The following is a 24,679-nucleotide window of genomic DNA, read 5'->3' on the forward strand; positions in this document are numbered from 1 at the left end:
GGACGTCAGCAGACCGCGGTGCGGTCGTAACGTCCGCCAACGGTGTGGAAGTACCGGCTCTGCTTGTTCGGGATGGACTGGCAGGAGGTGTCCCGCCAGGAGTGGACGACGACCTTGACGCGCATCGTCTTGCCGCAGTTGTTGTACACGTAGCCCGCGATGCCTCCGTCGGGGTTGTTGGTGACATCGCTCCGGTCGATGCACGCGGGTGCCGTACCGCCGGCGGCGGCGACGGGTGCGGGGGCGGCCTGCGCGGAAGCCGCGCCGCCCAGGACGCCCGCCAGGACGATCGCGGCCGAGCCGATGATGGCGTTGCGCTTCGTGGTCAGCATGAGTCGTTGCCTTCCCTTCGGATGGTGGGGGCGGCGCGGGATGACCCGCGTCGCCCTTCCGGCTGTGGAACGAGGTTGCGGCCCGGTCACCGTGCGTTGCCAGGGGCTGTGCCGGAATGGGGGCTTCATGCGACGTCCCACCGGCTGACCTGCTGGGACGGTGCGGCGTATGACGCGAGTGTGGGACGCGCCGGAGCAACGGACCGAAGCCGGAGCTGCTGACGGGACGTTGTCGACCGCGCCCGTTTCCACCGGGGCGGCTCCGTGCACCCCGGCAGGGGCGGTGCGTCAGCTCGCCGTCCGGTCGGCCTGACCGTAATGTCTCGACTGCCCTGATGGCGGATGGTTGATGGATGCGGGGTCACGGGCACGTCGGCGGGCCTCCGGCGTGTCTTCGACGAGGTGTTCGCGCTGGAGGTGGCGATCGCCGCCTTCGTCTTCCTGGTGGTGCTGGGTGCGCTGGTGTTCTCCGTGGCGCGCCGCCGCGCAGGTGTCGCCGGCACGCCGTCAGGGCGTGCCGAACGGCCCCGGCTGGAGCTGTATTACGTGGCGACTCTCGCCGCTGTCGCCGTCTCCCTGGTCCTCTAACACCGCGCTGGCGAACCACCGTGAACAGCGCGCCGCCGCACGGCCGACGGTGCGGGTGGATGTCACCGGGTTCCAGTGGTGCTGGCGATTCCGCAACACCCAGCGGCAGGCGGGACCGGTGTCGGTCATGGCGACCTGTCGCCCACCGGGCAGACGATCGAGTTCCGGGTCACCTCGCGGGATGTGATCCACTCCATGTGGGTGCCCGCCCTGCGGTACAAGATGGACGCCTTTCCGCATCACCTGAACACCTTCACGCTGACCATCGACCGGGAGGGCCGGTGGATCGGGCCGGTGTGCCGAGTTCCGCGGGCAGCGGCACCGGTCCATGGACTTCTGGCTCAAGACCGTCTCGCCCACGCAGTACACCAAGTGGCTGCACCAGCACGCGGTGGCCGGCTCAGGGGCCGCGGTATGACCCTGGCGCCCGAGGCGCGGACCGGCTCCACACGGCCCCCGGCGCCCGGCGGGTGGCTGGGCTGGATCACGACGACCGACCACAAGCGCATCGGGCTGCTGACCGCCGCCGGGGCGGCCGCCGGAGCCCTCGTCTGCGCCCTGGTCCTCCGTAGCAACCGACACGCTCCGCCGCCGGCTCACGGGGCAGCCCGGACCGTCCGCCGCACCACCGGTTGACCGCGGGCGCGTTTCCCCGGCTTCGCCCTGGACCGGGTCCGGTCGGCTTCGCTGCTTGCCGACACCTTGCCAGTTGCTCAGGCGTCGCTCTACCCTCACAGGCAGAAAGCGCTTTCCGACCGCAGAGCCGCACCGGTGGAGGCGACGTCCGCGGTCTCTGCGGCGTTCGCGCAAGAGCCGCGGTCGACCAGGGTGCGACGCCTGGCGGGTGCGGCGCTTCCCCGGGTGCCGTCGCGCGCCGAAGCGAGAAGCGGTCCGGCAACACGACCGGCACCAGGGGTGAAAGCGTTTTCCCCGCAAGCCATCGCAAGTTCATCGCATGCCATCGCACGCCATCGCAAGGCCAAGGACAGCGGGGCCAACGCCCCGGCCCAGCAAGCTCGCCTTCACAGACCGATGGAGACCAGAATGAGACGATTAGTCGCGCTGCGGCTCTACGCAGCGCTGTTCGTGGCGGCCCTTACGGGCGCGGCCGCCGCGTTCCTGTCGATGCCCGCGGCGTCCGCGGCGACGGGCAGCGCCACCGGCTATGCGACCCAGAACGGGGGGACCACCGGCGGGGCGGGCGGCCAGACGGTCCGGGCCACCACGGGAACCGAGATCCACGCGGCCCTGTGCGACCGGGCCAGCAGCAGCACCCCGATCACCATCGAGGTCCAGGGGACCATCAATCACGGCAACACCGAGAAGGTGTCGGGCGACAGTTGCAACACGGCCGCCGGGGTGATCGAGCTCAAGCAGATCAGCAACGTCACGCTCGTCGGGGTCGGCAACGGGGCCGTCTTCGACCAACTGGGCATCCACGTCCGCGAATCCAGCAACATCATCATCCAGAACGTGACGGTCCGGAACGTGAAGAAGTCCGGCTCGCCCACGTCCAACGGCGGCGACGCGATCGGCATGGAGAGCGACGTCCGCAACGTCTGGGTCGACCACGTCACGCTGGAGGCGTCGGGCGGGGAGGACGAGGGATACGACGGCCTGATCGACATGAAGAACAACACCCAGTACGTGACCCTGTCCTACAGCATCCTGCGCAACTCCGGCCGTGGCGGCCTCATCGGGTCCAGCGAGAGCGACCTCTCCAACGGCTTCGTCACCTTCCACCACAACCGGTACGAGAACATCGACTCCCGTACGCCCCTGCTGCGCGGCGGCACGGCCCACGTCTACAACAACCACTACGTGAGCCTCAACGAGTCCGGCATCAACTCCCGCGCCGGCGCCAAGGCCAAGGTGGACAACAACTACTTCGAGGACTCCAAGGACGTCCTGGGCACCTTCTACACCGACGCGGCCGGCTACTGGCAGGTCAGCGGCAACGTCTTCGACAATGTGACCTGGTCCAGCCCCGGTGACGAGAACAACCCGGCCGGTCCCGACCCGAAGTCCAACACCACGGTCAGCATCCCCTACTCCTACACCCTCGACCGGGCCGACTGCGTACCGGACATCGTGAGCCGGACGGCAGGGGCCAACACGGGGCTGCGGGTGTCGGACGGCAACTGCACACCGCAGAGCCCCGACCCGACCGAGCCCACACCGGAACCCACCGATCCCACACCCGGACCGACCGAGCCCGGCGGGACCAACCTCAGCATCGGAGCCGGCGCCGACGGCTCCAGCAAGGCCAGCGGTACGAGCTACGGGAATGTGCGCGACGGTGATGTGAGCACGTACTGGTCGCCGGCCGCCTCGACCGGGTCCATCTCGATCAAGTGGGGCTCCGCCACCACCGTGTCCAAGATCAACATTGTGGAGACATCGGCCTCCGCGGGCCGCATCGGGCCCTGGCGAGTCGTCAACGCCGACACCGGCGCCGTCCTGACCTCCGGCAGCGGAGCGGGTGTCATCACCTTCCCCCAGACCTCGCTCCGCAAGATCACCTTTGAGATCACCGGCTCCTCCGGCACACCGCAGATCGCCGAGTACGAGACGTACGCCGGGTAGCGGCGATACCTCCACCGCGGACGTGCGCTGCCTGGGTGTGCGGCACCCAGGCAGCGCACGTCCTGGTTGGCGGCTCGCCGGGCGGCCAAGCTCGGTGGCGACGGAACGACGCCGAGGGGTGAGCGCGGTGTACCGCACCAGTGCGCCCGCGAACGCCCACACGGCTCAGCAGCGAGGAAGATGACGATGACGACGGATGACGACGCGTTGCGCGGCTCGGTGGCGGTGGTCACCGGTGCCGCGCGTGGCGTGGGCAGGGCCACCGTGGCGTGGCTGCACGCCCGGGGCGTACATGTACTGGCCGAGGACATCCGGCCCGAGGTGCGGGATCTGAGCGCCCGGTTCGACGGTGTGGCCACCTTGGTCGGCGATGTCTCCCGGGAGGAGACGGCCCTGCGCGCCGTGGAGCTGGCACAGGAGCGTTTCGGCGGCTTGGACATCCTGGTCAACAACGCCGGGCGGACGCTGAACAAACCGCTCACCGAGACCTCGGCGGCGGACTGGGACACCCTGATGGCCGTCAACGCCCGTGGCGCCTTCCTCCATGCCCGGGAGGCGTTCCGGGCCATGCGCGAGCAGGGCCGGGGCGGGGCGATCGTCAACGTCGGCTCCTACACCTGCACCGTCGCCCTGCCCGAGGGGTCGGCGTACACGGCGTCCAAGGGAGCTCTGGCACAGCTGACCAAGGTCATCGCGCTGGAGGGCGGGCCCCACAACATCCGGGCCAACATCGTGGCGCCGGGCGTGATCGAAACCGACATGCTCGACCACATCCGCGACGACAGCCGCGCCTATCTGCGCTCCTTCGCCGGGGCGCATCCGCTGGGCCGCGTCGCGCAGCCGGAGGAAATCGCCGAGATCATCGGCTTCCTCGCCTCGGCCCGCTCCAGCTTCATGACCGGCGCCGTGGTAGCCGCCGACGGCGGCTTCACCGCCGCATGACCCGGCACACCGCCGGCCCACCGGAGCAGGGCGCGGTCCGCCCCTGCCCACCACGATCGAAAGAGAGCGACACCGCTATGACTGGACGACGACTCGACCACAAGGTCACGCTGATCACCGGCGCCACCGGAGGAATCGGCGCGGCGACCGCCGAACTGTTCGCCCGCGAAGGCGCACGGCTGATCATCACCGATGTCGCCGAGGAGCCCCTCCAGGCACTGGCACGTAAGATCGAGGCGATCGGCGCGGAGGTGGTCACCGCCTGTCTGGACGTCTCCTCCGCCCCGCAGTGGCACGAGGTGATCACTTCCGTACGGGAGCGATTCGGCACCCTGGACGTCCTCGTCAACCTCGCCGGCATCCTGGACTGGCCAGGCATCGAGGACACCGAGGAAGACGCGTGGGACCGCGTCATCGACATCGACCAGAAGGGCACCTGGCTCGGAATGAAGGCGGCCATGCCCCTGCTGCGGGCCACCGGCAACGCCTCAGTGATCAACACCTCGTCCGTCCTGGGCCTCGTGGGAAGCGGGGCAGCCGCGGCATACCAGGCGGCCAAGGGCGCCGTGCGGCTGCTGAGCAAGACGGCCGCCGTCGAGTACGCCCTCCAGGGGGTGCGGGTCAACTCCATCCATCCCGGTGTCATCGCCACGCCGATGATCCAGGACATCCTGGACGAGCAGGGCGATCAGCAGCCGGACATCGTACGCACCCCGATGCGCCGCGCGGGCCGCCCCGACGAGATCGCCTCCGCGATCCTCTTCCTCGCCAGTGACGAGTCCTCATACGTCACCGGTGCCGAACTCGTGGTCGACGGCGGCCTCACCGCCCACTGACCCCGGAGGCCAGCACACCGGCGGTCATGGTGCGCGGGTGTGGAGTCCTTCCAGCAGGACGGTGAGGTAGCGGCGGGCGGCCGCCGCGCGGTCCTCGGCGTCCGTGGCCGGGTGGACGGTCGCCGCGAACGCCACTCCGCACATCAGCGGCACCATGTCGGCCTGTGACACGTTCGGGTCGGCCACACCGGCCGCGTGTGCCCGGTCGAGGAGCTGTCCGAACAGCGTGCTGAGCCGCTGCTTCAGCTCGGTGGTGTGCGGCAGGGCGTTCACCGCCGCGGCGAACACCGGAGAGAGCGACGCGTCGGCGATCTGGGCGTCGATGGCCGCGAAGAGGAAGTCGCACAGCGACGTCCAGGGGTCGCCGCCGGACAGTGCCCGCTCGGCGTCCGCCACCAGCGCTTCGAGCCCGGGGGTGGCCACGGTCTCGAGCAGCGCCTCCGGGGTCGGGAAGTGCCGGTAGACCGTGGCCACCCCGACCGAGGCGGCCCGCGCCACGTCGTTGAGCTGGATGGGCGTGCCCTCGTCCACGAGCCGACGGCCCACCTCCACGATGCGTTGCCAATTGCGGGCGGCGTCCTTGCGGAGCGGGGCGGTGGTCATGCGCCCAGCATAACCGGATGACCCATCCGGTTATGCTACGGTGAAACGGATAGGCCATCCGGTTAGCTGGGTGGCCCTGACCACCCCTCCCCTGGAGATTTCTGTGGGCTCGGGCGGGGCGGTCGCACAGGTCATGCGGAGGAACCATCATGCGCGACAGCGTCACCGTGGGCGGCAGGCGGCGAACCTACACCGTGGTAGGACCGGCGGACGGCAAGCCGTCGCGGGATCTGATCCTCATTTTCCACGGGTCCCGGCAGAACGGTGCGAAACACCGGACGTTCACCGGGCGGGCCTTTGACGCACTGGCGGACAACGGCGCGGCCGTGATCGTCTACCTGGACGGCCACAAGGGCAACTGGAACGACGCGCGCCGGGAGAGTTCCTTCCCGGCCCGCAAGGAGAACATCGACGACATCGGCTTCACCCGCGCGGTGATCGAGAAGCTGACGGGCAGTCACCGTATCGATCCTGGGCGGGTGTTCGCGGTCGGCTACTCCAACGGCGGGCAGATGGTGCTGCGCCTGGCCCACGAGGTGCCGGAGCTGCTCGCGGGGGCCGCGGTGCTGGCGGCGACCATGCCGGCGCCGGAGGACTTCCTGGTGGCCGACGCGCCGCCCGCGCCGATGCCGGTGCTGCTGGTCCACGGAACGAAGGACCCGATCGTCGGCTACGCGGGCGGCAGGATGAGCTGGTGGGTACGGACGCTGTTCAAGGTCGGCGGGCGGAACCTGTCGATGCCGCAGACCGCGGCCTACTTCGCGGCGCGCAACGGCATCACCGGTGAGCCGGTCAGCAGGACGCTGCCGAAGCGGGCGGGCTCGGCCGGCCGAACATCGGTCGAACGCACCGACTACCGGCAGCAGGGGCGGCCGCCGGTGACGCTGTACACGGTGCACGGCGGCGGGCACACCATCCCCGGCCCCGGTAAGGCACCCGCCGTGCTCGGCAGGACCAACCAGGACGTGAACACCGCCGAGCTGGTCGACGAGTTCTTCGGGGTATCGCGGTAGCTGGTCCGGTCGTGGTGAGTGCTGCTACAGGGCAGCCAGGGCCGTGGCGCCGAGGGCGATCAGGGCCGGCACCTTCAGCATTTCGAGGGTGACGTAGACGTGGTGGGCACCCGAGCGGGGAGGGTGCTCCCCGGCCAGCACCCGGCTGCTGCGCCGCTGGAGGAACGGCCGGACCGCCGCCAGTTGCACGGTCAGCAGCACCGCGACGATGCCGGTGAGCACGGCAACGGCCACCGTGGGGCCCGCGACCAGGACCGCCACCACGGTCACGACGGCGAGGACCGCCTCGGCGGTGTTGAGCGCCCGGAAGACCAGCCGGCCGATGCCGAGGCCCAGGCGAGTGGCCTCGGCGTCCTCTTCGACGTGGTTGCGGAGTGCGCGGAACCTGAGCGGCGTCTCCAGTAGGGAGACGCCCACGACCGTGCCCAGCCAGGTGAAGGCGGTGGCGGCCGTCAGCGCGGCCAGGCTGTGGTTCATCACGAGCTCTCCGTGTTCTCGACGGTACTTGCCCGGGGCGCCGGCCCAGCGGTCGGTCCCCACACGTCCCGCAGTGTCGCATTGATCGGTTCGGGCTGCCGGGCGGACCCCCTGCTCACCGCCACGCCGTCATCGGCCCGTGGTGCGTGGACACCAGGACATGTGGGTGGCTGGTCCGGGTGCACCAGGGGAAGACGGCGCCGGGAGACGATGCCCCGCGGAGCCTTCGGAGGGAAGTGTGGGAGGCGCGTGAATCCCGCACGTTCCTTGCCCAGCGATGTCCGGAGTGATCGGCAGGTGGCGGGTCCACGCACGTGCTCGCAACCAACGATGAAAAGGACGTCCATGTCCCAAGCCGCGGTTTCCCCGGTCCGTATCGGGAGGCTGTCGATCGGTGCCCTCGGCATCCTGGCACTCGCCCTCGGCACCCTTCAGTCAGTGGTGGAGCCTGCGCTCCCGATGCTCCAACGTGAGCTGGAAGTCAGTCCCGCCGAAGGGGCATTGGTCGGCAACACGTTGCTGGTCACCGGTGCGGTCGTCGCACCCGTCGCAGGCAAACTCGGCGACCGCTACGGCGGGAAGTCGGTGCTGGTCCGGCTGATGGCCGTGGTCTCGGCCGGTGGTCTGCTGGCCGGCCTGGCGCCGAACCTGCCGGTGTTGTTGCTCGGTCAGATATTGCAGGGCGTCATGGTGGGTGCGCTGCCCCTCTCCTTCATCCTGGTGCGCGACCACCTCCCGGCAGGAGCGTCACAGCTGGCGATCGGTGTGGTCATGGCGCTGTTCACCGGCGGCGGCATGGTGGGAACGCTGTTTGCCGGGCCGATCGCCGAAGGGCTGTCCTGGCATTGGATGTTCGTGCTGCCGACGATCGTGATCATCGCGATGACGTTGGTCGTGACTCGGCTGATGCCGCATGATCCGCCGGCCCGATCGGAGACCGGCATCGACTGGCCCGGCATGGTTCTGCTGAGCGGCACGTTGCTCGCCTTCATGCTCGGGCTCGTGAAGATGACGGGCGACGGCATGCCGCCACTCGCCGTCGGTGCCATCGCGGTGGTGGTGGCCGCCCTGGCGACCGGATGGGTCGTGGTCGAGCGCCGGGCAGCCTCGCCGATGGTCGATCTACGCATGCTGGCCAAGCCCGCGATGTGGCATTCCTGCGTGCTCACCCTCGTCATCACCACCAGCTTCGGGATGGTGGCCTTTCTGCTCCCGCAGCTGTTCGCGGTATCGGCCGACGGGTACGGCTTCGGACTCGGCACCACCGACATCGGACTGTTCCTGCTGCCCGGCGCCATCGCCGGGGCGGTAAGCGATTCGCTCGGCGGGGTCGCGGCGCGGCGTTTCGGCCTGCGTGCCGTGCTCATCGTGGGCGCCGTCGTCACGGCGGCCACGATGATCGCCCTGGTGTCACTGCACACCGCGGCATGGCAGCTCGTGCTCGCGAAGGCACTGGCCGCTATCGGCGCGGGCGTCGGTACCACGGCGTTGCTCACCCGAACCGCCACCGCTGTCGAGACCAGGGACACCGGCATCGCCACCAGCCTGCTCGTGGTGACACGCGTGATCGGCGTCGCCGGGGGCTCCCAGGTCGCCGGCGCGATCCTCGACGCCGGGGCCCTCCCGGGGACGGACCGCCCGGCCGAATCGGCCTTCGTCACCGGTTTCGCCGTCGCCGGCCTCGTCGCCGCACTGTCACTGCTCGTTGTCCGTATCACGAAGAAGGAAGCCCAGGCATGACACCTACCGGTCTGTCGATGGACGTGCGTACTCCCGTGAAGCGCAACGTCCTGATCTCCGGGGCCAGCATCTCCGGACCCGCGCTGGCGTACTGGCTGCACCGGTCCGGATGCGCGGTCACCGTGGTGGAGAAGGCAGGCGCACTGCGCGGCGGTGGCTATCCGATCGACATCCGCGGTACCGCGATAGAGGTGGTCCGGCGGATGGGAATACTGCCGCAGCTGCGGGACGCGCACATCGACTCGCGTCGCTGCACTTTCCTCAACGCCGATGGCAGCACATTGACCTCGCTCCGCCCGAGCGCCGTCGCCGGCGGTGTCGAGGGACAGGACCTCGAGGTGCGTCGTGGGGACCTGGCCACGGCCCTGTACGGAAAAGTCCGCGACGACGTGGAATTCCTGTTCGGTGACGCCATCGACACCCTCGACCAGTCCGGACAAGGCGTCGACGTCACCTTCCGCAGTGGGCGGCGGCGCACGTTCGACCTGGTGGTCGGCGCCGACGGGATGCACTCAGCCACCCGTGAGTCCCTGTTCGGCCCGGAAGAGCAGTTCCACCGCTACCTCGGCTACTGCTTCGCCCTCTTCACCATGCCGAACACCTTCGGGCTCTCCCGCGAGCTGGTGTTGTGGAACACCCCGGGGAAAGCCGCGGCCCTCTACGCCGTCGGGGACAGCGACGAGCTGCACGCCTTCTTGAACTTCCACCAGCCGGAACCGCCGTTGGACGCCCTCCGCAACCCCGACGCCCAGCGGGATCTGGTCGCCACGGTCTTCGCAGACGCGGGGTGGGAGGTGCCTGGCATGGTCAGCGCCATGCGCGACGCGGATGACCTGTTCTTCGACACGGCCGGTCAGATCCGCATGCCCCACTGGTCCAGCGGCCGCGTCGCGCTCGTCGGCGACGCCGCGTACGCACCCTCGTTCCTCACCGGACAAGGCTCGAGCCTTGCGCTGGTCGGTGCCTATATGCTCGCCAACGCCCTGGCCACGAACCGGGACCACACCGCGGCCTTCGCCGCCTACGAACGCGATGTGCGCGGGTTCGTCGCCATGAATCAGGCCCTGGTCGACAACGGTGGGGCCAGGCTCTTCCCCACCACGGCGCGGGCCCTGGAGCAACGCAACACCATGCTGCGTGACCTCGTCACCATGCCCGCCGCGCCGGCACGACCGGCCCACTCAGCGCTTACGCTGCCCGAATGCGCCCCGCTGCCGAGACCAGGCGGTCCGCGCTGATGGGTGCGCCGGACCGGAGCCCGTCGCCGACCTCCACGGTCGGCGACGGGCCGTCCGTTGGCGGCCCTCGGTACCGGACTACGACGGGCGGTCGGTGCCGCCGTCGGGGGCGGCGTGGGCCAGGCCCGTCCGGTAGGCGATGACGACGAGTTGCGCCCGGTCGCGGGCCTCCAGCTTCGTCATGGCGCGCTGCACGTGGGCGCGGACGGTGAAGGGGCTGAGGAACATCCGCTCGGCGATCTCCTGGTTGGACAGGCCGGTCGCGACCAGAGCCACCATCTCGCGTTCGCGCGGGGTGAGCACGGCGAGCTGTTCGGGGTGGTGCGGCGGAGCGCCCTCCGGCGTGGCCAGGAAACGGGCGACCAAGGAGCGGGTCGCGGCGGGGGACAGAAGAGTGTCGCCGTCGGCGATCGTACGCACGGCGTCCAGCAGGGCCTCGGCCCCGATGCCCTTGCCGATGAAGCCGCCGGCCCCCGCGCGCAGCGCCTGGGCGACGTACTCGTCGGTCTCGTAGGTGGTGAGGATCAGGATGCGGCTGGTACGCAGTTCCGGGTCCGCGCAGATCTCCGACGTGGCGGTGAGACCGTCCACCTCGGGCATACGGATGTCCATGATCACCACGTCCGGGCGCAGCTCCCGGGTCAGTCTCACCGCCTCCCTGCCGTCGGCGGCCTCACCGACCACGGTGATGTCCTCGGCGGTGTCGAGAAGTATCCGGAAGGCATCGCGCAGCAGGGCTTGATCGTCGGCGAGCAGTACCCGGAGCGTCACGGCGCACCCCCGGCCTCTCCGTCGCCCGTCCGTCCGTCGCCCGTCCGTCCGTCGCCTGTCGCCCCGTCGGCCGTCCGCCCCGCGGTGGTTGTCGCTCCGTCAGTCCCGCGCGTCGTGTCCTTGGCGGGTGGGAGGGGCAGCTGGGTGGAGACGAGGAAGCCGCCCTCCGGGCGCCTGCCCGCGGAGAGGTGTCCCCCGACCGCGGTGGCGCGTTCACGCATCCCGATCAGACCGTAACCGGACGGACGGTCCGGCACCGCGGCCGTACTCGGTCCCGTGGCCGCACTCGGTCCTGTCGACGGGGTCGGCGCCGTACGGGCACCGACCCCGTCGTCGGCGACGGTGATGGTCACGCGATCGCGGCTCCAGGCGAGGCGCACCCGGGCGCTACCGGTACCGGCGTGCTTGGTCACGTTGGTCAGGGCCTCCTGGATGATGCGGTAGGCGGTGAGGTCCACTCCCGGCGGCAGCGGCCTGGCCGTGCCCTCCTGGTGCACCGACACCTCCAGGCCCGCGCGGCGGAAGGACTCGAGGAGCGTGGGAAGCCGGGACAGGCCGGGCGCCGGTTCGGCGGGCGCGGCCGTGTCCCCGGACTGGCGCAGCAGACCGACCGTGGCCCGCAGTTCGTCGAGCGCGTTGCCGGTGGTCTCGACGAGTTCCTTCAGGCTCTTGCGGGTCTGCTCCGGGCGGGTGTCGAAGAGGTGGGCGGCGACCGTGGCCTGCGCGTTGGCCAGGGTGATCTGATGGGCCACCAGGTCGTGCAGTTCCCGGGCGATGCGCACCCGTTCCTCGGCCACCCTCCGGCGCGCCTCGCTGTCCCGGCTCTCCTCGGCCCGCCGGGCCCGCTCCTCCACGGCCGCCAGGTAGGCCCGTCGGTTCTGCGCCGAGTGCCCGAGTACGCCGGCCACCAGGGGGAACGCCGCCACCGCTGCCATCCTGCTCGCGTCCTGCCACGAGAGGGCCCCGAACAAGGGGGCGAAGGCGACCAGCAGCGCCGCGGAGGTGAGCGACACCGCGCTCGCCGCGTGTCGTTCGGTGCGCACGATGAGCGAGTAGGCGGTGATCACGGCGGGGGCCACGATGAGCGGGCTCAGCAGGAGGCCCAAGGACGGTGCCAGCACCCCGCTCACGGTCGTGACCGCCATGGCGGCCAGGGGCGCCCTGTGCCGCACCGGCAGCACGGCACAGGACACCACGGCGATGACGTAGGCGGCGGCAGGCGGCGGTGACAGCCTGCTGCCGTCGTCCTGCACCATGCCGCCGAGCAGACACAGCGCGAACGCCGTCGCCGTGATCGCTGCCTCCCGCCACCATGTGTCGCGTGGTCGCGGGCCACCGCCGCCCGTGTTCGTCATGGCAGGTCCCGGCCGACGGGGAGCCGCGGCACCGCTGCGTCCGGCGCGGTCGCGGAGGCCGGGACATGCCTGCTCAGTGCCTCACCCTCGATATCCACATTCGGCAGCACACGGTTCAGGATACGGGGCAGCCACCAGGCCCGGTGGCCGAGCAGTGCCATGACCGCGGGTGCGATCGCCATCCTGACCACGAAGGCGTCGAAGGCGACGGCGGCGGCCAGGCCGACGCCCATCGTCTGGATGGTGGGGCTGCTCATCCCGATGAATCCGGCGAACACGCTGACCATGATGATCGCCGCCGCGGCCACCACCCGTCCGCTGTGCCGGAAACCGCCCACGATCGCCTCGCCCGGGGACGCGCCATGGACGTAGGCCTCCCGCATCCGGGTGAGGAGGAAGACCTCGTAATCCATGGCGAGGCCGAACACGATGCCGATGATGAGAATCGGCATCAGCGACATGACCGGTCCGGTCTGCTCGATGCCGGCCAGGTCCGCCGCCCAGCCCCACTGGAAGACGGCGACCAGGACGCCGAACGCGGCACCCACCGACAGCAGGAAGCCGAGCGCGGCCTTGACCGGGACCAGGACCGAGCGGAAGACCACCATCAGCAGGAGCACCGCCAGCCCGATGACCACGGTCAGATAGGGGATGAGGGCGTCGGACATGGCTTCGGAGATGTCGATGTTCATCGCGGTGGTGCCGGTCACCAGGATGCCGGCGCCCGTTTCGGCCTCGACGCCGGAGACCGCGCCCCGGATCGCGTGCACCAGGTCCTTGGTCTCGCCGCTGTTCGGCGCGGTCCGCGGGACGACGGTGAGGACGGCGGTGTCCTTGGTCCGGCTGAGCACCGGATCACCGACCGAGGCGACCCCGTCCACTCCCCGTACGGTCGTGGCGACCAGGTCCGTGGTGGTCCGGGTGTCCCCGGACCCCGAAGACGCCGATGTGTCCACGACCACGGTCAACGGGCCGTTGAAGCCGGGGCCGAAGCCTTCTGACAGCAGGTCGTAGGCACGGCGCTGGGTGGTCTCCACCGACTTGGACTCGTCTCCGGGCAGCCCGAGTTCGAGGCTCAGCGCCGGTAGCGCGACGGCGCCGAGACCGAGTCCGGCGGTCAGCAGCACGGCGGCCGGCCGGCGCAGCACGAACCGCGCCCAGCGGGTGCCGAGCCCGGCCCGGCCGGCCGCGGTGGGCGCCGGGCGCGGGCGCTCGCCTCCCGAGCGGCGATACGAGGGTGCCTTGCGGACGGCGCGGGACAGTACCCGGCGACCGAAGAAGCCGAACAGCGCGGGGACCAAGGTCAGTGCGACGAGTACGGCAAGGGCCACGGCGCCCGCGCCGCCCATGCCCATCTTGGTGAGTTCGGGGATTCCGACGACCCCCAGCCCGACCAGGGCGATGAAGACGGTCGCGCCGGCGAAGACGACGGCGGAACCGGCCGTGCCCACCGCCCGGCCGGCGGCCTCCTCCGGCTCGCTGCCCCGGGCGCGCTCGTCGCGGAAGCGGGAGGTGATGAAGAGTGCGTAGTCGATGCCGACCGCCAGCCCCAGCATCAACGCCAGGATGGCGACGGTGGACGTCAGGCCCAGCGGAACGGCCAGCGCGGAGACCAGGCCGAAGGCGACGGCCACGCCCACGAAGGCGGTCAGCAGCGACAATCCGGCCGCGACCACCGACCCGAGGGCGAGGACCAGCACCACCGCCGCCACCGCCACGCCGATGATCTCCGTCGTACCGCCCGGTGCCTCGTCCGCATCCAGGGCCGAGCCGCCGATCTCCACGGTCAGCCCGGCGTCCCGGGCCTGGTTCGCGGCGTCCTCGAGGGCATTCTTCGTCGGCTCGGTCAGGTCGACGGCGTCCGCGGTGTAGGTGATCGTGGAGTAGGCGATGGTGCCGTCCTCGCTGACATCGCCGGTCTCATAGGGGTCGGTGGCCGACGCGACCTGATCTCCCCCGTCCAGCGAGCCGAGCGTGTCCTCGACGGCCGTCTTGTTCTCCCTGGCCGTCACCCGCTGCCCGGCCGGGGCCCGGAACACCAAACGGGCCTCGGCACCCTGGGAGTTGCTTTCGGGGAAGCGCTCGTCCAGCAGGTCGAACGCCTTCTGCGACTCGGTGCCGGGCATGGAGAGGTCCTCTTCCTTCCCCTCCGGCGCCATGGCGGCCGCGGCGAGGGCCAGCACCAGGACACCCAGCCACAGACCACCCACGAGCCGGCGCCGCCGGAAGGCCCACCGTCCGATCCGGTAAAGAAAGGTCGCCACCTGTCGATCACTCCAGACACCGCTAGGAAAGGGAAGTTGCGCGGGATTCACGCGCCTCCAACCCTTCCCTCCGGTGCCTCTGCCGGGCATCGTCCCCCGCCGCCGTCTTCCCCTGGTGCACCCGGACCAGCCGCTCCTACGTCCTGGTGCCTACGCACTACGGACCGGGGCCGGGGCGGGCTCTGACAGCGGAGTTCACACCGGCGGCGCGGCCCCCGTTCCCCGTACGGACATCCCCACCGCCTTACGCCGGGACGGCGCCATCGGTGTGCTGCTCGTCGGTCTCCGGCTCATGCGCCGGGGTACTGAGCTGCTCGCGCAGATAGTTCCAGACCACCCCGATCAGCGCGGCCACCGGTACGGCGAGCAGACTGCCCACGATGCCGGCCAGGCTCCCGCCCAGCGTCACCGCCAGCAGGATCACCGCCGCGTGCAGGCCGAGTCCACGGCTTTGGATCATGGGCTGGAACACGTTGCCCTCGAGTTGCTGCACCACGACAATGATCGCCAGTGCGATCAGAGCGTCCGTCACACCGTTGAACACCAACGCGATGAGCACCGCGACCGCACCCGCGAACAGGGCACCCACGATCGGCACAAAGGCGGAGACAAAGGTCAGGACCGCCAGCGGGAGGACCAGGGGTACCCCCAGAGCCCACAGGCCGAGTCCGATGCAGACGGCGTCGAGCAGGCCGACGAATGCCTGGGACCGCACGAAGGCGCTCAGCGTGTCCCAACCGCGTGCGGCCACGACCGGGATGTCGGTGGCGAGCCGGCCGGGCAGTTGACGGCTGAGCCACGGCAGGAACCGCGGGCCGTCCTTGAGGAAGAAGAACATCAAGAAGAGCGCCAGAACGGCGGTGACCAGACCGTCGACCACGGTGCTCAACCCCGTGACGGCAGCGGTGACCACGGTGCCGGCACTGTCCTGGAGACGGGCGACCGCGGCGTCGGCGGCCTTGTCGATCTGGTCGTCGCCGATGTTCAACGGCGGCCCGGCGGCCCACTGGCGCACCTGGTGGATGCCTTCGGTCACACCATCGGTCAGTTCCCCGGACTGGGCGGCCACCGGTACCGCGATCAGCGCCACGACGCCCGCGGCGACCAGGAGGAACAGCACGGTCACGGTCGCCGCGGCCAGGGCGGGCGGCCACCCGTGCCCGCGCAGAAAACGGGCCAGGGGCCAGGTCAGTGTGGTCAGGAGCAGGCCGACGACGAGTGGCCAGACGACCGACCACATCTGGCCCAGAAGCCACAGGGCCGCCGCGGCCATCACAAGGACGAGAAGCACATCAAGGGATGTACGCGCCGATGCGCGGAGCGCGGCACGGGTTTTCGTTGAACTCAACATGGCGGGCATGGCACCACCGGTACCACATTTCCCGCCTCGCTATCGCCGCTGTCGGGCGGCCACCAGGAGGTCCACCAGGTAGGTCTCCTCCACCGTCCCGTCCGGGAAGACCTCGTGGAGGCGATCACGCTCGGCGGCGAGGAACGACTGGATACCGGCCTCGCCGAGCACGAGGAACGCCGAGTGGCTGGTGATGTTGGCGAGGTGGGTGTCGAGGGGCACGGCGCGGCTCCATCGCACCTGACGGCGCGTGAAATGCAGACCGGAGAGGCCCGCGAGCTGCGCGGCACGGTTGTCGTCCGGTCGCCTCCGGTCAGTCGGCCTCACCCCGCAGTGCGTTGCGATGCGCTCGTGCTGGGCGGCGATCCACGGTACGTCGAAGGCGGTGGTGTTCCACCAGACCGCCAGCGCGCCACCCGGGCGCAGGACGCGCAACGCCTCGGGAACGGACCGGCCGGTATCGGTCCAGTGCCAGGACTGCGCGTACGTGACCAGGTCACAGGAGCCGTCGGCCAGCGGCAGGGCATTGCCGTCGCCCCGCACGACCGGGACATCCGGGAGCGTGCGGCGGAACTGGGCGGCCATGCCCGCACCCGGTTCGACGGCGATCACATCGGCGCCGCGCTCGCGCAACAGGACGGTGGCGATTCCGGTGCCCGCGCCGATGTCGGCGACGCGGGCGCCCGCGAGGGGACGTCCGATGAACTCCTGGACGGCGTCGAGGACGGCGGGCGGGTACGACGGGCGGTACGCGGCGTACTGCGCGGCGGCCGCGTTGAACGAGTGGGCACGCGAGAGAGCGGTCATCCGCTCATCCTCGTCCTTGCTCACGTTCGTCGGCCACCCTCTTCTGTTTCTGTGCGTGGACGGGCCATTGTGCGTGGACCGGCCATACAACGACTTCGGCCGACCGTGTGACGAGTGTTGACGGGTGCACGGCTAGTCCATAACTTCACTGCAATTGTTGAAGAAGGCACGCTCGATCCGCTCCACCCGATTCAAAGGAATGAAGACATGGGTCGTTTGCGCAGGCGCACTCTCCTCACCGCCGCCAGTGGAACCGTCGCCGTCGGCATCGCCGGCGGCGGGACGGCGCGGGCGGACGAAGGGTCGGCAGGGACGGGCGGGGCGGCCTCCGCCGACGGCGCCGGCGGAGGCGGAGGCCGGAAGGGCGGGCCGTACGATGCGAAGGTCCGGGCGCTGCTGGGGCGGATGACCGTCGATGAGAAGCTCGGACAGCTCCAGCAGCTGTCCTGGACCGGCGACACCGGTCCCGGCGGTGGGCAGACCGCGGAGGCGGAGGAGGCCGCCCGCAAAGGAAAGCTCGGGTCGGTGCTGAACGTCTACGGGGCGAAGTCCACCAACGCGCTCCAGCGCATCGCGGTCGAGGAGTCGCGGCTCGGCATCCCGCTGCTGTTCGGCCTGGACGTCATCCACGGCTTCTGGACGACATTCCCCATCCCGCTCGCCCAGGCGTCGAGCTTCGACCCCGCCGTGTCCGAACGCGACGGAGAAGTGTCGGCGAAGGAGGCCCGGTCGAACGGGGTGCACTGGACGTTCTCCCCGATGATGGACGTCACCCACGAGCCGCGCTGGGGCCGGATCGCGGAGGGCAGCGGTGAGGACACGTATCTCGCCGCGGCCTTCGCGGCGGCCAAGACACGCGGCTACCAGGGGGACCGCGAGGCCGGTGGGCTCGCCGCGAAGGACCGGGTCGCGGCGTGCGCCAAGCACTTCGTGGCGTACGGGGGCGCCGAGGGCGGCCGGGACTACAACACCGTGGACGTGTCCGAGGCGAAGCTCCGCAACGTCTACCTCCCGCCGTTCAAGGCCGCCCTGGACGCCGGTGTGGCGACCGTCATGGCGTCCTTCAACACCATCAGCGGGGTCCCGGCACACGGCAACCAGCACACGCTGACCGACATCCTCAAGAAGGAGTGGGGGTTCGACGGGTTCGTCGTCAGCGACTACACCGGCATCCAGGAGCTGATCGCCCATGGCTTCGCCGCCGACGGAGCCGACGCCGGGCGGCTGGCGCTGGGCGCCGGGGTGGACATGGAGATGGTCAGCACCCACCTCGTCGACCACGGCCGAAAGCTCCTCAAGAGCGGGCGGATCACGGTCGGCCGCCTGGACGACGCGGTGGCCCGCATCCTGCGTCTGAAGTTCGAGCTGGGGCTCTTCGACCACCCGTACGTCGACGAGGACAGCGCGATCACCGAGCCGTCGAAGGCAGCGCGGAGCGCGGCCCGGAAGGCGGCCGCGCGTTCCATGGTGCTGCTGAAGAACGACCAGGAAGCACTGCCGCTGAGCCCCTCCGTCGGCTCGGTCGCGGTCGTCGGCCCGTTCGCCGACTCCACCGACCTGCACGGCACCTGGTCCGGGCCCGGGGCCCAGAAGTTCCCCGCCGTCACCGTGGCCGACGCGGTACGGGCGGCGGCCCCGAAGGCGAAGGTCACCGCCGTCAAGGGAGTGGATGCCGAGGGCAAGGACACCTCGGGGGTGCAGGACGCGGTCGCGGCGGCCAAGGCGGCGGACGTCACGGTGGTCGTGGTCGGTGAGCCCCCGGCGTGGAGCGGCGAGGCGAGCTCGCGCAGCGACATCACACTTCCCGGGGCGCAGGAGGAGCTGATCTCGGCCATCGCGGGGACCGGCAAGCCGTTCGTCGTCGTGCTGGTCAACGGACGGCCCCTCACCGTGGGCGGCTGGCTGGACTCCGCGCCCGCCGTACTGGAGGCGTGGCACCCGGGGATCGAGGCCGGCCACGCCATCGCCGATGTGCTGTTCGGCACGGTCAACCCGGGCGGCAAGCTGCCGGTCACGTTCCCGCGCACGGTCGGTCAGGTCCCGATCTACTACAACCACGAGAACACCGGCCGCCCGTACGACGCCGACAACAAATACACCTCGAAGTACCTGGACCTCGCCCACGGGCCGCAGTTCGCGTTCGGGCACGGTCTGAGTTACACCTCGTTCAGCGTGGGCGAGCCGAAGGCGAGCACCCGACGCATCTCGGCCGGCGCGTTGCGCAAGGGCGACACGGTCGAGGTCGCGGTGTCCGTGCGCAACACCGGCGAACGGGCGGGCGATGAGGTCGTACAGCTGTACCTGCACGACCCGGTGGCGAGCATCGTGCAGCCGGTGCGCAGGTTGCGCGGGTTCCGCAGGGTCTCCCTGGAGGCCGGGAAGAGCACCACCGTCCGGTTCCGCCTCCGGGCCGAGGACTTCGGCTTCTGGACGAACGACACGGGTGGAACGTTCGTGTTGGAGAAGGGGGATGTGGACATCTACGTGGGCAACAGCTCGCTCGCCACGAACAAGACGAGCCTGACGATCGCGTAACCCCGGCCGCCCAATGCCGTGGCGCAGCGGCCCGTCTCGGCCGGCACCGACCAGGTGCCGGCCGAGACGCCCACTGCCCCCGGCGGCCGCGAGGCCCAGGACGCCGAGCGCGAAGACGGTGACCACGGCGACGGTGACGCCGATACTCACCGCGGTGACCTGGCCGAGTGCGGTCCAGTCGAGATGCATCGTTTTCCACTCTCCGTGAGGGGACGGGACTTACGCGGCCGTGCCGACCACGAGAGGGCCACGATGCCCATGGCGAGGGCCGCGCCGACCACGGCGACGATCGCCGTCCCGACGTTGCCGCCGTCGGTGACCACGCTCGCGGAGACGCCGCCGACCAGCGCGGCGGCAGGCAGCGTGACCAACCAAGCGATCACCATGCGGCCCGCGCCGCCCCAGCCACCTCCGCCAGCCGTCGGCCCAGACCCGTGCCGACGATGCTGCCGGAGGCGACCTGAGTGGTGGACAGGGCGAAGCCGATGACGGTCGTGGACGCGGCCTCGGCGGCGAAGCCCTGCGGTGACTGGATCTCGGTGAGGCCCTTGCCCATGGTGCGGATGATCCGCCAGCCGCCCAGGTAGGTGCCGAGGCCGATGGCGAGCCCCGCGGACCCGGAGACGGCCGGCGAGGCCACCGCCGGGATCAGCACCTTCTCGACGCACGCCACGGCGGGCCTCCCCGGCCTCCCGGCGGAACCGTGGTGCACTTCTCACGAGACGTCAGGTGTGTGCGGAGCGGACCCATGGACGAGCGGATGAGGTGGATGCTCGGCCGAACCACACGGCGCCCACGGCTACGGTTCGACGGCTGGATCGCCGGCATGGGCACCTCCTCCGGGACGCGCGTCGTGCTCGGACACTGGCAGCGGTCACCGTTCGGACCGTTCAGCGATGTGATGCTCGAACGTGCCGATGGCGAGCGGCTGCTGCTGGCCCCCACGCGGGAGACGGCGGACTTCATCCGCGACACCTACACGTTCGACACGGTGCGCCTCGTCCCGGTCGGTGTGCACGTCGTCGGCGACACCTGGACCGTCACCGCCGGACCGCTCGATCTGCGCTTCACCACCGGCCGACGACGGCTCCTGGGATGCGTGCTGCGCGCCGTTCCCGGCGGGCTCGCGGGGCGTCCGGCCTGGAGCGCGCTGATGGACTGGCCCGCCCGCGTGCTGCTGCCCGGTGTGCGCACCCGCGGCAGCACCGACGCCGGCCACCGCGAGTGGTACGGCGCCCGGGACCTGCTGCCGATCCGCACGGTGTCGGCGGCCTTCGAGGACACCGACCTCGGCGGGGCGGCGCCCGTCGAACCGCCCGTGCGCTTCGGGTTCGGTTCGGCGCCCAGGAAACCCGCCCTCACCCGGGTCACCACGACGGTGGCGCTCGATTCCCGGTGCGGGCCGGTCGCCCGGCAGAGTGGACAACGGGCCGGCGGCCGTCACGGAGGCCGATGGCGGGGAAGCGTAGGGCATGGGCGATGACAAGGACGAGAAGACCCTGCTGGACCGTCTCACTCTGCTGGCGGATGCCGGAACGGCACTGGCCAGCACGCTGGACCTGCTGGAGGGGCTGCGGCGAGCGTGCCAGGTGCTGACCGGGCGGCTGGGCGACTGGTGCGTGGTCGACCTGCTGGACGAACGCGGCCGGCTGGAGCGGGCCGTCGTGTCCCACCGCACCCCCCATGTGTTGCCTCCCGGCGGATACGAAGGGCCGCTTCCGCCGGTGCCGCAGAACGCCACCGGGCCACTGCCGCGGGTGCTGCACGGGGCGGGCCCGCTGCTGCTCGCCGACATCCCCCCGGCGAGCCGGGCAGCCGATCCGCTGCACGCCCGGCAACTGGAACTGTTCGAGCAACTGGGCGCGCGGAGCGCCGTCGTCACCCCGCTGCGGGCCCGGCGCGAGGTGCTCGGCGCCATGACCGTGGCCCGCACCGACCCCGCCCACCCCTTCACCGAGGACGATTTCCCGCTCATCGAGAACCTGGTCCGCAGCTTGGCGCTCCAGGTGGACAACGCACGGCTGCACGAGCAGACCCAGCGCATCGCCGAGCGCTTCCAGCGCGACCTGTTGCCCGATCTGCCGCATGTCGGCGACCTCCAGATCGCCACCCGCTACACGACCGCGCAGAGCATCGCGCAGGTCGGCGGTGACTGGTACGACGTCTTCGTCCTGCCGCAGGGCGACACCGTCCTGGTCATCGGCGATGTCACCGGCCACGACCTGCAAGCGGCCATCGCCATGAGCGCCTTGCGCAATATGCTGCGCGGAATCGCCGTGGACCGCCAAGAGCCTCCCGGTGAGGTTCTGCGCCGCCTGGACATCGCCACCCACACGCTGAACCAGGAGGCGACCGCCACGTGCATCTACGGCCTGGTCAAACGCCCCGGGGAAGGCGGCCTGTGGGGTCTGCACCACGCCTCCGCCGGGCATCTGCCGCCGCTGCTGACCACGGCCGAGGGCGACACCCACTACCTCGAGACGGGCGCCGGACTGATGATCGGCGTGGACCCCGCGCACCAGCGCCCGACCGCCTTCGACGATCTGCCCGCCCACTCCACGGTGCTGCTGTACACCGATGGACTGATCGAGCGCCGCAGCGAATCCCTCGACCAGGGGCTCACCCGGCTGCGCCAGCACACCGCCGCGCTGTCCCGCGAGCCCCTGGACACCTTCTGCGACGAACTGCTCACCGGGCTGGCCGCCGACACCAGCGATGACGCCGCCCTGCTCGCGGTGCGTCCCGCCCCACCGGCCGACACCTGAGCCTCCAAGGCCGGTGGTCCTTCCCGGGTTTGCTAAGTGGCGGGCCCCGCCGTATCGTGGCACATGTAAACGGTGGGCCCCGCCGTTTAGTGAGCGACTACCGCCATTCGAGGAGCGTCATGTCCGCAGATTCCGCACCCGTCCTGGTCACCGGCGCCACCGGCAGGCAGGGCGGGGCCACCGCCCGCGCACTGCTCGCGGCGGGCGTTTCCGTCCGCGCCCTGGTGCGCGACCCGGCCACCGACCGGGCCAGGGCCATCGAGGCACTCGGCGCCGACCTGGTCACCGGCGATCTCCACGACCGCGCATCCGTGATCCGGGCCGCCGAGGGGGTCCGCGCCGTCTTCTCCGTGCAGATGCCCGCCATGACCGCGGACAGCGTCGACTTCGACGGGGAGGTGACCCAGGGCGTCAACCTCGTCGAGGGCGCGAAGGCCGCCGGAGTGCCGCAGTTCGTGCACACGTCCGTCAGCGGCGCCGGCCAGCACACCGAAACCCCCGGCTGGGCCGAAGGCCGCTGGGCCTGGATGGAACCCACCCTGGGCGCGAAGAGCGCGATCCAGGACCGGGTCCGCGCGGCCGGCTTCGCCCACTGGACACTTCTCAAGCCGGCCTTCTTCATGGAGAACTTCCTCCCGTCCATGGCCTATCTGTTCCCGCGCGGCATCGAGGGCGGCCTGGTGAGCATCCTGCGTCCCGAGACCCGGCTGTCCCTCATCGCCGTGCGCGACATCGGCAGGGCGGCCGCCGCGGCCATCGCCGCGCCGGAGCGGTTCAGCGGGGTCGAGCTGGAGCTGGCGGGCGACTACCTGCCGATGACGGAGATCGCCGAGGTCCTCTCCCGCGCCCTGGGCACACCATTGTCCGCGCCGGACATGACCGAGGAGGAGGCCATCGCCGCCGGAATGCCCGCGATGGGCGCCTCGCACAAGTGGCTGAACGCGGTCGGCCAGCCGGCCCGCCCGGAATTCGCGAGGGACCTCGGCATCCCGCTCACCAGCTTCGAGGAATGGGCGCGGGAGCACCTGCGCCCCACGGCCTGACATGGGTTCCGGACCTGGCTCGGCGGACCGGCCGAAGCAGGTCCCGCCGAACCACGGGATCGCGGCCATGGGTCGCCTGGTCCGGCGCCGGCCACGCGCGCCGCGTCCGTCCCGTCAGGACGTGGCGGAGTTGCCGTCCGGCGGTCCGGCGGCTCCGCCGGACGCTCCGCCGCCCACCAGGCGTCGTTCCAGAGGACGGATGGCCACGCTCGCCGTCAGTGCCAGGCAGCCCACGGCCACCCAGGGCAGCACCCGGTTCACGCCGTACAGGACGCCGAACAGGGCCGGCGTCACCATGTCCGCCGTCGTGAACGAGTACTGGAACGCCGCCAGGTAGGTCCCTCGTGCCCCCTCGGGCGCCGCCCGGGCGGAGAGCGCGTTCGAGGCCGGCCCGTGCAGCATCTCCGCCGCCGCCCACAGCAGCATCGCCGGCGCCAGATAGCCGACCAGCAACGGGCCCGGTGGCAGCAGCACCGCCATGGTGGCGGCCGCGCACCAGGCCGCCCACAGCCGACCGCCCCAGGCCATCGCGCCGCCGCGGGAGGTGCGTCGCCGGGAGCGGCGGGTGACCTCCGCCGTACAGGTGGCCACGACCGCCGTGGTGATCGTGAGGAAGGCACCGACCGCCCAGCCCGGCGCGTGCAGTCCTCGGGTCACGTACACGGGTACCGCCACGGCGAGGAAGACGGTACAGATGTTGAACAGGACGTTCACGCCGATGAGCGCCAGATACGGCCGGTTGCGCAGCAACTGCCGTATGCCGGCCGGGGATTCCCCGTCGGAGCCGTCGGCCGACCGCTGCGCACCGCGTACGAACAGCCCGACGGCCGCCGCCGCGACGACGAAGGAGATCGCGTCCGCCAGCACCATCCCCCGGTACGCGTGCTGCGAGGCGAGCGCGAGCAGCCCGCCCGCGAGCACCGTGCCGGCGCCGGTGCCGGCCGCCCGGATCATGCCCGCTCGGGCGAACCACTCGTCCTTGGCCTCCCCGTCCGCCTGCTCGGCGATCAGCGCGAAGACCGACGACCAGTACACCCGCAGCCCCACCGCCTCCACCAGCGCCGCGAGGAACAGCGACACCGCACCGGACACCCCCAGGTACAGGAAGAACCCGGCGGCCTGGAGCAACTGACCCGCGATCACCACCGGTCGCGGCCCGATGCGGTCGACGAGCCGCCCGACGAGCAGCGGCAGCAGGAGCGAGCAGGCGGTGGCGGCGGTCAGCAGCAGCCCGGCACCGGCCTCCGACAGGTCGGTGACGGCGAGGAAGTAGACCATGGACAACGGAAGATAGAGTCCGGTGCCGATGGCGTCGACGGCCAGCGCCAACGGTATCGCCCAGGCGGCGCCGTCGCGCGCCCGCGGCCACCTCACGGCTCATCGGGGGCGGCGTGCGCCACCGCTCGGCACCCGTCCGGGGCCGGGAGCCCCAG

General features: G+C 70.9%; 21 protein-coding genes and 1 pseudogene. 12 read left to right on the plus strand and 10 right to left on the minus strand.

What is annotated here, in order from left to right; translation table 11 throughout:
• Window positions 1-5 precede the first annotated feature (5 nt).
• A complete protein-coding gene (locus PS467_RS02010) occupies window positions 6-332 on the minus strand; it encodes an alpha-amylase inhibitor (protein ID WP_268969658.1) in 327 nt (108 codons plus the stop codon).
• 342 nt (window positions 333-674) lie between these two features.
• Between PS467_RS02010 and PS467_RS02015 the strand changes: the two genes are divergently transcribed.
• The 5 genes from PS467_RS02015 to PS467_RS02035 all read left to right on the plus strand — a co-directional run bounded on the left by PS467_RS02015 (window position 675) and on the right by PS467_RS02035 (window position 5,284).
• Complete coding sequence (locus tag PS467_RS02015) at window positions 675-920, plus strand: cytochrome c oxidase subunit II (protein ID WP_311033673.1); 246 nt, start codon at window positions 675-677, stop codon at window positions 918-920.
• A gap of 414 nt (window positions 921-1,334) precedes the next feature.
• The gene (locus tag PS467_RS02020; RefSeq protein WP_311033674.1) at window positions 1,335-1,556 is read left to right on the plus strand and encodes a hypothetical protein; all 222 of its coding nucleotides are present in this window, start codon (window positions 1,335-1,337) and stop codon (window positions 1,554-1,556) included.
• A 408-nt stretch (window positions 1,557-1,964) separates the two neighbouring features.
• A complete protein-coding gene (locus PS467_RS02025; protein ID WP_311033675.1) occupies window positions 1,965-3,506 on the plus strand; it encodes a pectate lyase family protein in 1,542 nt (513 codons plus the stop codon).
• Window positions 3,507-3,692: 186 nt separating this feature from the next.
• On the plus strand, window positions 3,693-4,448 hold the full coding sequence (locus PS467_RS02030) for an SDR family NAD(P)-dependent oxidoreductase (RefSeq protein ID WP_311033676.1): 756 nt from the start codon (window positions 3,693-3,695) through the stop codon (window positions 4,446-4,448).
• A gap of 77 nt (window positions 4,449-4,525) precedes the next feature.
• Window positions 4,526-5,284: an SDR family NAD(P)-dependent oxidoreductase gene (locus PS467_RS02035; RefSeq protein ID WP_311033677.1), complete on the plus strand. Its 759-nt coding sequence runs from the start codon at window positions 4,526-4,528 to the stop codon at window positions 5,282-5,284.
• 24 nt (window positions 5,285-5,308) lie between these two features.
• Here PS467_RS02035 and PS467_RS02040 read toward each other — a convergent pair whose 3' ends face one another.
• Entirely contained in the window at window positions 5,309-5,887 is a 579-nt protein-coding gene (locus PS467_RS02040) for a TetR/AcrR family transcriptional regulator (protein WP_311033678.1), read from the minus strand.
• 149 nt (window positions 5,888-6,036) lie between these two features.
• Between PS467_RS02040 and PS467_RS02045 the strand changes: the two genes are divergently transcribed.
• Window positions 6,037-6,900, plus strand: a complete 864-nt coding sequence (locus tag PS467_RS02045; RefSeq protein ID WP_311033679.1) for a CE1 family esterase — start codon at window positions 6,037-6,039, stop codon at window positions 6,898-6,900.
• A 24-nt stretch (window positions 6,901-6,924) separates the two neighbouring features.
• On the opposite strand, the gene PS467_RS02050 is transcribed toward PS467_RS02045, so the two are convergent.
• A complete protein-coding gene (locus PS467_RS02050; protein WP_311033680.1) occupies window positions 6,925-7,377 on the minus strand; it encodes a hypothetical protein in 453 nt (150 codons plus the stop codon).
• 345 nt (window positions 7,378-7,722) lie between these two features.
• Between PS467_RS02050 and PS467_RS02055 the strand changes: the two genes are divergently transcribed.
• Window positions 7,723-9,117 (plus strand): MFS transporter, encoded by a 1,395-nt coding sequence (locus tag PS467_RS02055; protein ID WP_311033681.1) that lies wholly within the window; start codon window positions 7,723-7,725, stop codon window positions 9,115-9,117.
• A complete protein-coding gene (locus tag PS467_RS02060; RefSeq protein WP_311033682.1) occupies window positions 9,114-10,355 on the plus strand; it encodes an FAD-dependent monooxygenase in 1,242 nt (413 codons plus the stop codon). Before PS467_RS02055 ends, PS467_RS02060 begins: the two co-directional genes overlap by 4 nt.
• A 78-nt stretch (window positions 10,356-10,433) precedes the next feature.
• On the opposite strand, the gene PS467_RS02065 is transcribed toward PS467_RS02060, so the two are convergent.
• From PS467_RS02065 to PS467_RS02085, 5 genes are all read right to left on the minus strand, one after another.
• Window positions 10,434-11,126, minus strand: coding sequence for a response regulator transcription factor (locus tag PS467_RS02065; RefSeq protein ID WP_311033683.1), 693 nt, complete (start codon window positions 11,124-11,126; stop codon window positions 10,434-10,436).
• Window positions 11,123-12,481, minus strand: a complete 1,359-nt coding sequence (locus tag PS467_RS02070) for a sensor histidine kinase (RefSeq protein WP_311033684.1) — start codon at window positions 12,479-12,481, stop codon at window positions 11,123-11,125. The genes PS467_RS02065 and PS467_RS02070 overlap by 4 nt, the downstream gene beginning before the upstream one ends.
• A complete protein-coding gene (locus PS467_RS02075) occupies window positions 12,478-14,745 on the minus strand; it encodes an MMPL family transporter (protein ID WP_311033685.1) in 2,268 nt (755 codons plus the stop codon). Before PS467_RS02075 ends, PS467_RS02070 begins: the two co-directional genes overlap by 4 nt.
• A 244-nt stretch (window positions 14,746-14,989) precedes the next feature.
• Complete coding sequence (locus tag PS467_RS02080) at window positions 14,990-16,105, minus strand: AI-2E family transporter (protein WP_311033686.1); 1,116 nt, start codon at window positions 16,103-16,105, stop codon at window positions 14,990-14,992.
• 30 nt (window positions 16,106-16,135) lie between these two features.
• Window positions 16,136-16,903 (minus strand): class I SAM-dependent methyltransferase, encoded by a 768-nt coding sequence (locus tag PS467_RS02085; protein ID WP_311039743.1) that lies wholly within the window; start codon window positions 16,901-16,903, stop codon window positions 16,136-16,138.
• Window positions 16,904-17,110: 207 nt separating this feature from the next.
• On the opposite strand from PS467_RS02085, the gene PS467_RS02090 reads away from it, so the two are divergent.
• Window positions 17,111-19,438, plus strand: coding sequence for a glycoside hydrolase family 3 N-terminal domain-containing protein (locus PS467_RS02090; RefSeq protein WP_311033687.1), 2,328 nt, complete (start codon window positions 17,111-17,113; stop codon window positions 19,436-19,438).
• Between the two features lie 146 nt (window positions 19,439-19,584).
• Here PS467_RS02090 and PS467_RS02095 read toward each other — a convergent pair.
• Window positions 19,585-20,063, minus strand: a pseudogene (locus PS467_RS02095) (inorganic phosphate transporter); the annotation flags it as partial.
• Window positions 20,064-20,186: 123 nt separating this feature from the next.
• Here PS467_RS02095 and PS467_RS02100 point away from each other — a divergent pair.
• From PS467_RS02100 to PS467_RS02110, 3 genes are all read left to right on the plus strand, one after another.
• Window positions 20,187-20,921: a hypothetical protein gene (locus PS467_RS02100; protein WP_311033688.1), complete on the plus strand. Its 735-nt coding sequence runs from the start codon at window positions 20,187-20,189 to the stop codon at window positions 20,919-20,921.
• The gene (locus tag PS467_RS02105; protein WP_311033689.1) at window positions 20,911-22,203 is read left to right on the plus strand and encodes a PP2C family protein-serine/threonine phosphatase; all 1,293 of its coding nucleotides are present in this window, start codon (window positions 20,911-20,913) and stop codon (window positions 22,201-22,203) included. Before PS467_RS02100 ends, PS467_RS02105 begins: the two co-directional genes overlap by 11 nt.
• A 119-nt stretch (window positions 22,204-22,322) precedes the next feature.
• The gene (locus PS467_RS02110; protein WP_311033690.1) at window positions 22,323-23,246 is read left to right on the plus strand and encodes an NmrA family NAD(P)-binding protein; all 924 of its coding nucleotides are present in this window, start codon (window positions 22,323-22,325) and stop codon (window positions 23,244-23,246) included.
• Between the two features lie 114 nt (window positions 23,247-23,360).
• Here the strand turns inward: PS467_RS02110 and PS467_RS02115 are convergent, their stop codons facing one another.
• Window positions 23,361-24,620, minus strand: coding sequence for an MFS transporter (locus tag PS467_RS02115; RefSeq protein WP_311033691.1), 1,260 nt, complete (start codon window positions 24,618-24,620; stop codon window positions 23,361-23,363).
• Window positions 24,621-24,679 lie beyond the last annotated feature (59 nt).

The organism is Streptomyces luomodiensis, from assembly GCF_031679605.1.
In the GTDB taxonomy this organism is placed as follows: domain Bacteria; phylum Actinomycetota; class Actinomycetes; order Streptomycetales; family Streptomycetaceae; genus Streptomyces; species Streptomyces luomodiensis.

Bases quoted from the DNA above. Each gene is read 5' to 3' on its own strand.
- PS467_RS02070 (WP_311033684.1), bottom strand. From the start codon at position 12,481: ATGACGAACACGGGCGGCGGTGGCCCGCGACCACGCGACACATGGTGG.
- PS467_RS02035 (WP_311033677.1), top strand. From the start codon at position 4,526: ATGACTGGACGACGACTCGACCACAAGGTCACGCTGATCACCGGCGCC.
- PS467_RS02015 (WP_311033673.1), top strand. From the start codon at position 675: ATGGTTGATGGATGCGGGGTCACGGGCACGTCGGCGGGCCTCCGGCGT.
- PS467_RS02110 (WP_311033690.1), top strand. From the start codon at position 22,323: ATGTCCGCAGATTCCGCACCCGTCCTGGTCACCGGCGCCACCGGCAGG.
- PS467_RS02040 (WP_311033678.1), bottom strand. From the start codon at position 5,887: ATGACCACCGCCCCGCTCCGCAAGGACGCCGCCCGCAATTGGCAACGC.
- PS467_RS02025 (WP_311033675.1), top strand. From the start codon at position 1,965: ATGAGACGATTAGTCGCGCTGCGGCTCTACGCAGCGCTGTTCGTGGCG.
- PS467_RS02080 (WP_311033686.1), bottom strand. From the start codon at position 16,105: ATGCCCGCCATGTTGAGTTCAACGAAAACCCGTGCCGCGCTCCGCGCA.
- PS467_RS02020 (WP_311033674.1), top strand. From the start codon at position 1,335: ATGACCCTGGCGCCCGAGGCGCGGACCGGCTCCACACGGCCCCCGGCG.
- PS467_RS02090 (WP_311033687.1), top strand. From the start codon at position 17,111: ATGGGTCGTTTGCGCAGGCGCACTCTCCTCACCGCCGCCAGTGGAACC.
- PS467_RS02100 (WP_311033688.1), top strand. From the start codon at position 20,187: ATGGACGAGCGGATGAGGTGGATGCTCGGCCGAACCACACGGCGCCCA.
- PS467_RS02010 (WP_268969658.1), bottom strand. From the start codon at position 332: ATGCTGACCACGAAGCGCAACGCCATCATCGGCTCGGCCGCGATCGTC.
- PS467_RS02105 (WP_311033689.1), top strand. From the start codon at position 20,911: ATGGGCGATGACAAGGACGAGAAGACCCTGCTGGACCGTCTCACTCTG.
- PS467_RS02055 (WP_311033681.1), top strand. From the start codon at position 7,723: ATGTCCCAAGCCGCGGTTTCCCCGGTCCGTATCGGGAGGCTGTCGATC.
- PS467_RS02060 (WP_311033682.1), top strand. From the start codon at position 9,114: ATGACACCTACCGGTCTGTCGATGGACGTGCGTACTCCCGTGAAGCGC.
- PS467_RS02030 (WP_311033676.1), top strand. From the start codon at position 3,693: ATGACGACGGATGACGACGCGTTGCGCGGCTCGGTGGCGGTGGTCACC.
- PS467_RS02045 (WP_311033679.1), top strand. From the start codon at position 6,037: ATGCGCGACAGCGTCACCGTGGGCGGCAGGCGGCGAACCTACACCGTG.
- PS467_RS02085 (WP_311039743.1), bottom strand. From the start codon at position 16,903: ATGACCGCTCTCTCGCGTGCCCACTCGTTCAACGCGGCCGCCGCGCAG.
- PS467_RS02050 (WP_311033680.1), bottom strand. From the start codon at position 7,377: ATGAACCACAGCCTGGCCGCGCTGACGGCCGCCACCGCCTTCACCTGG.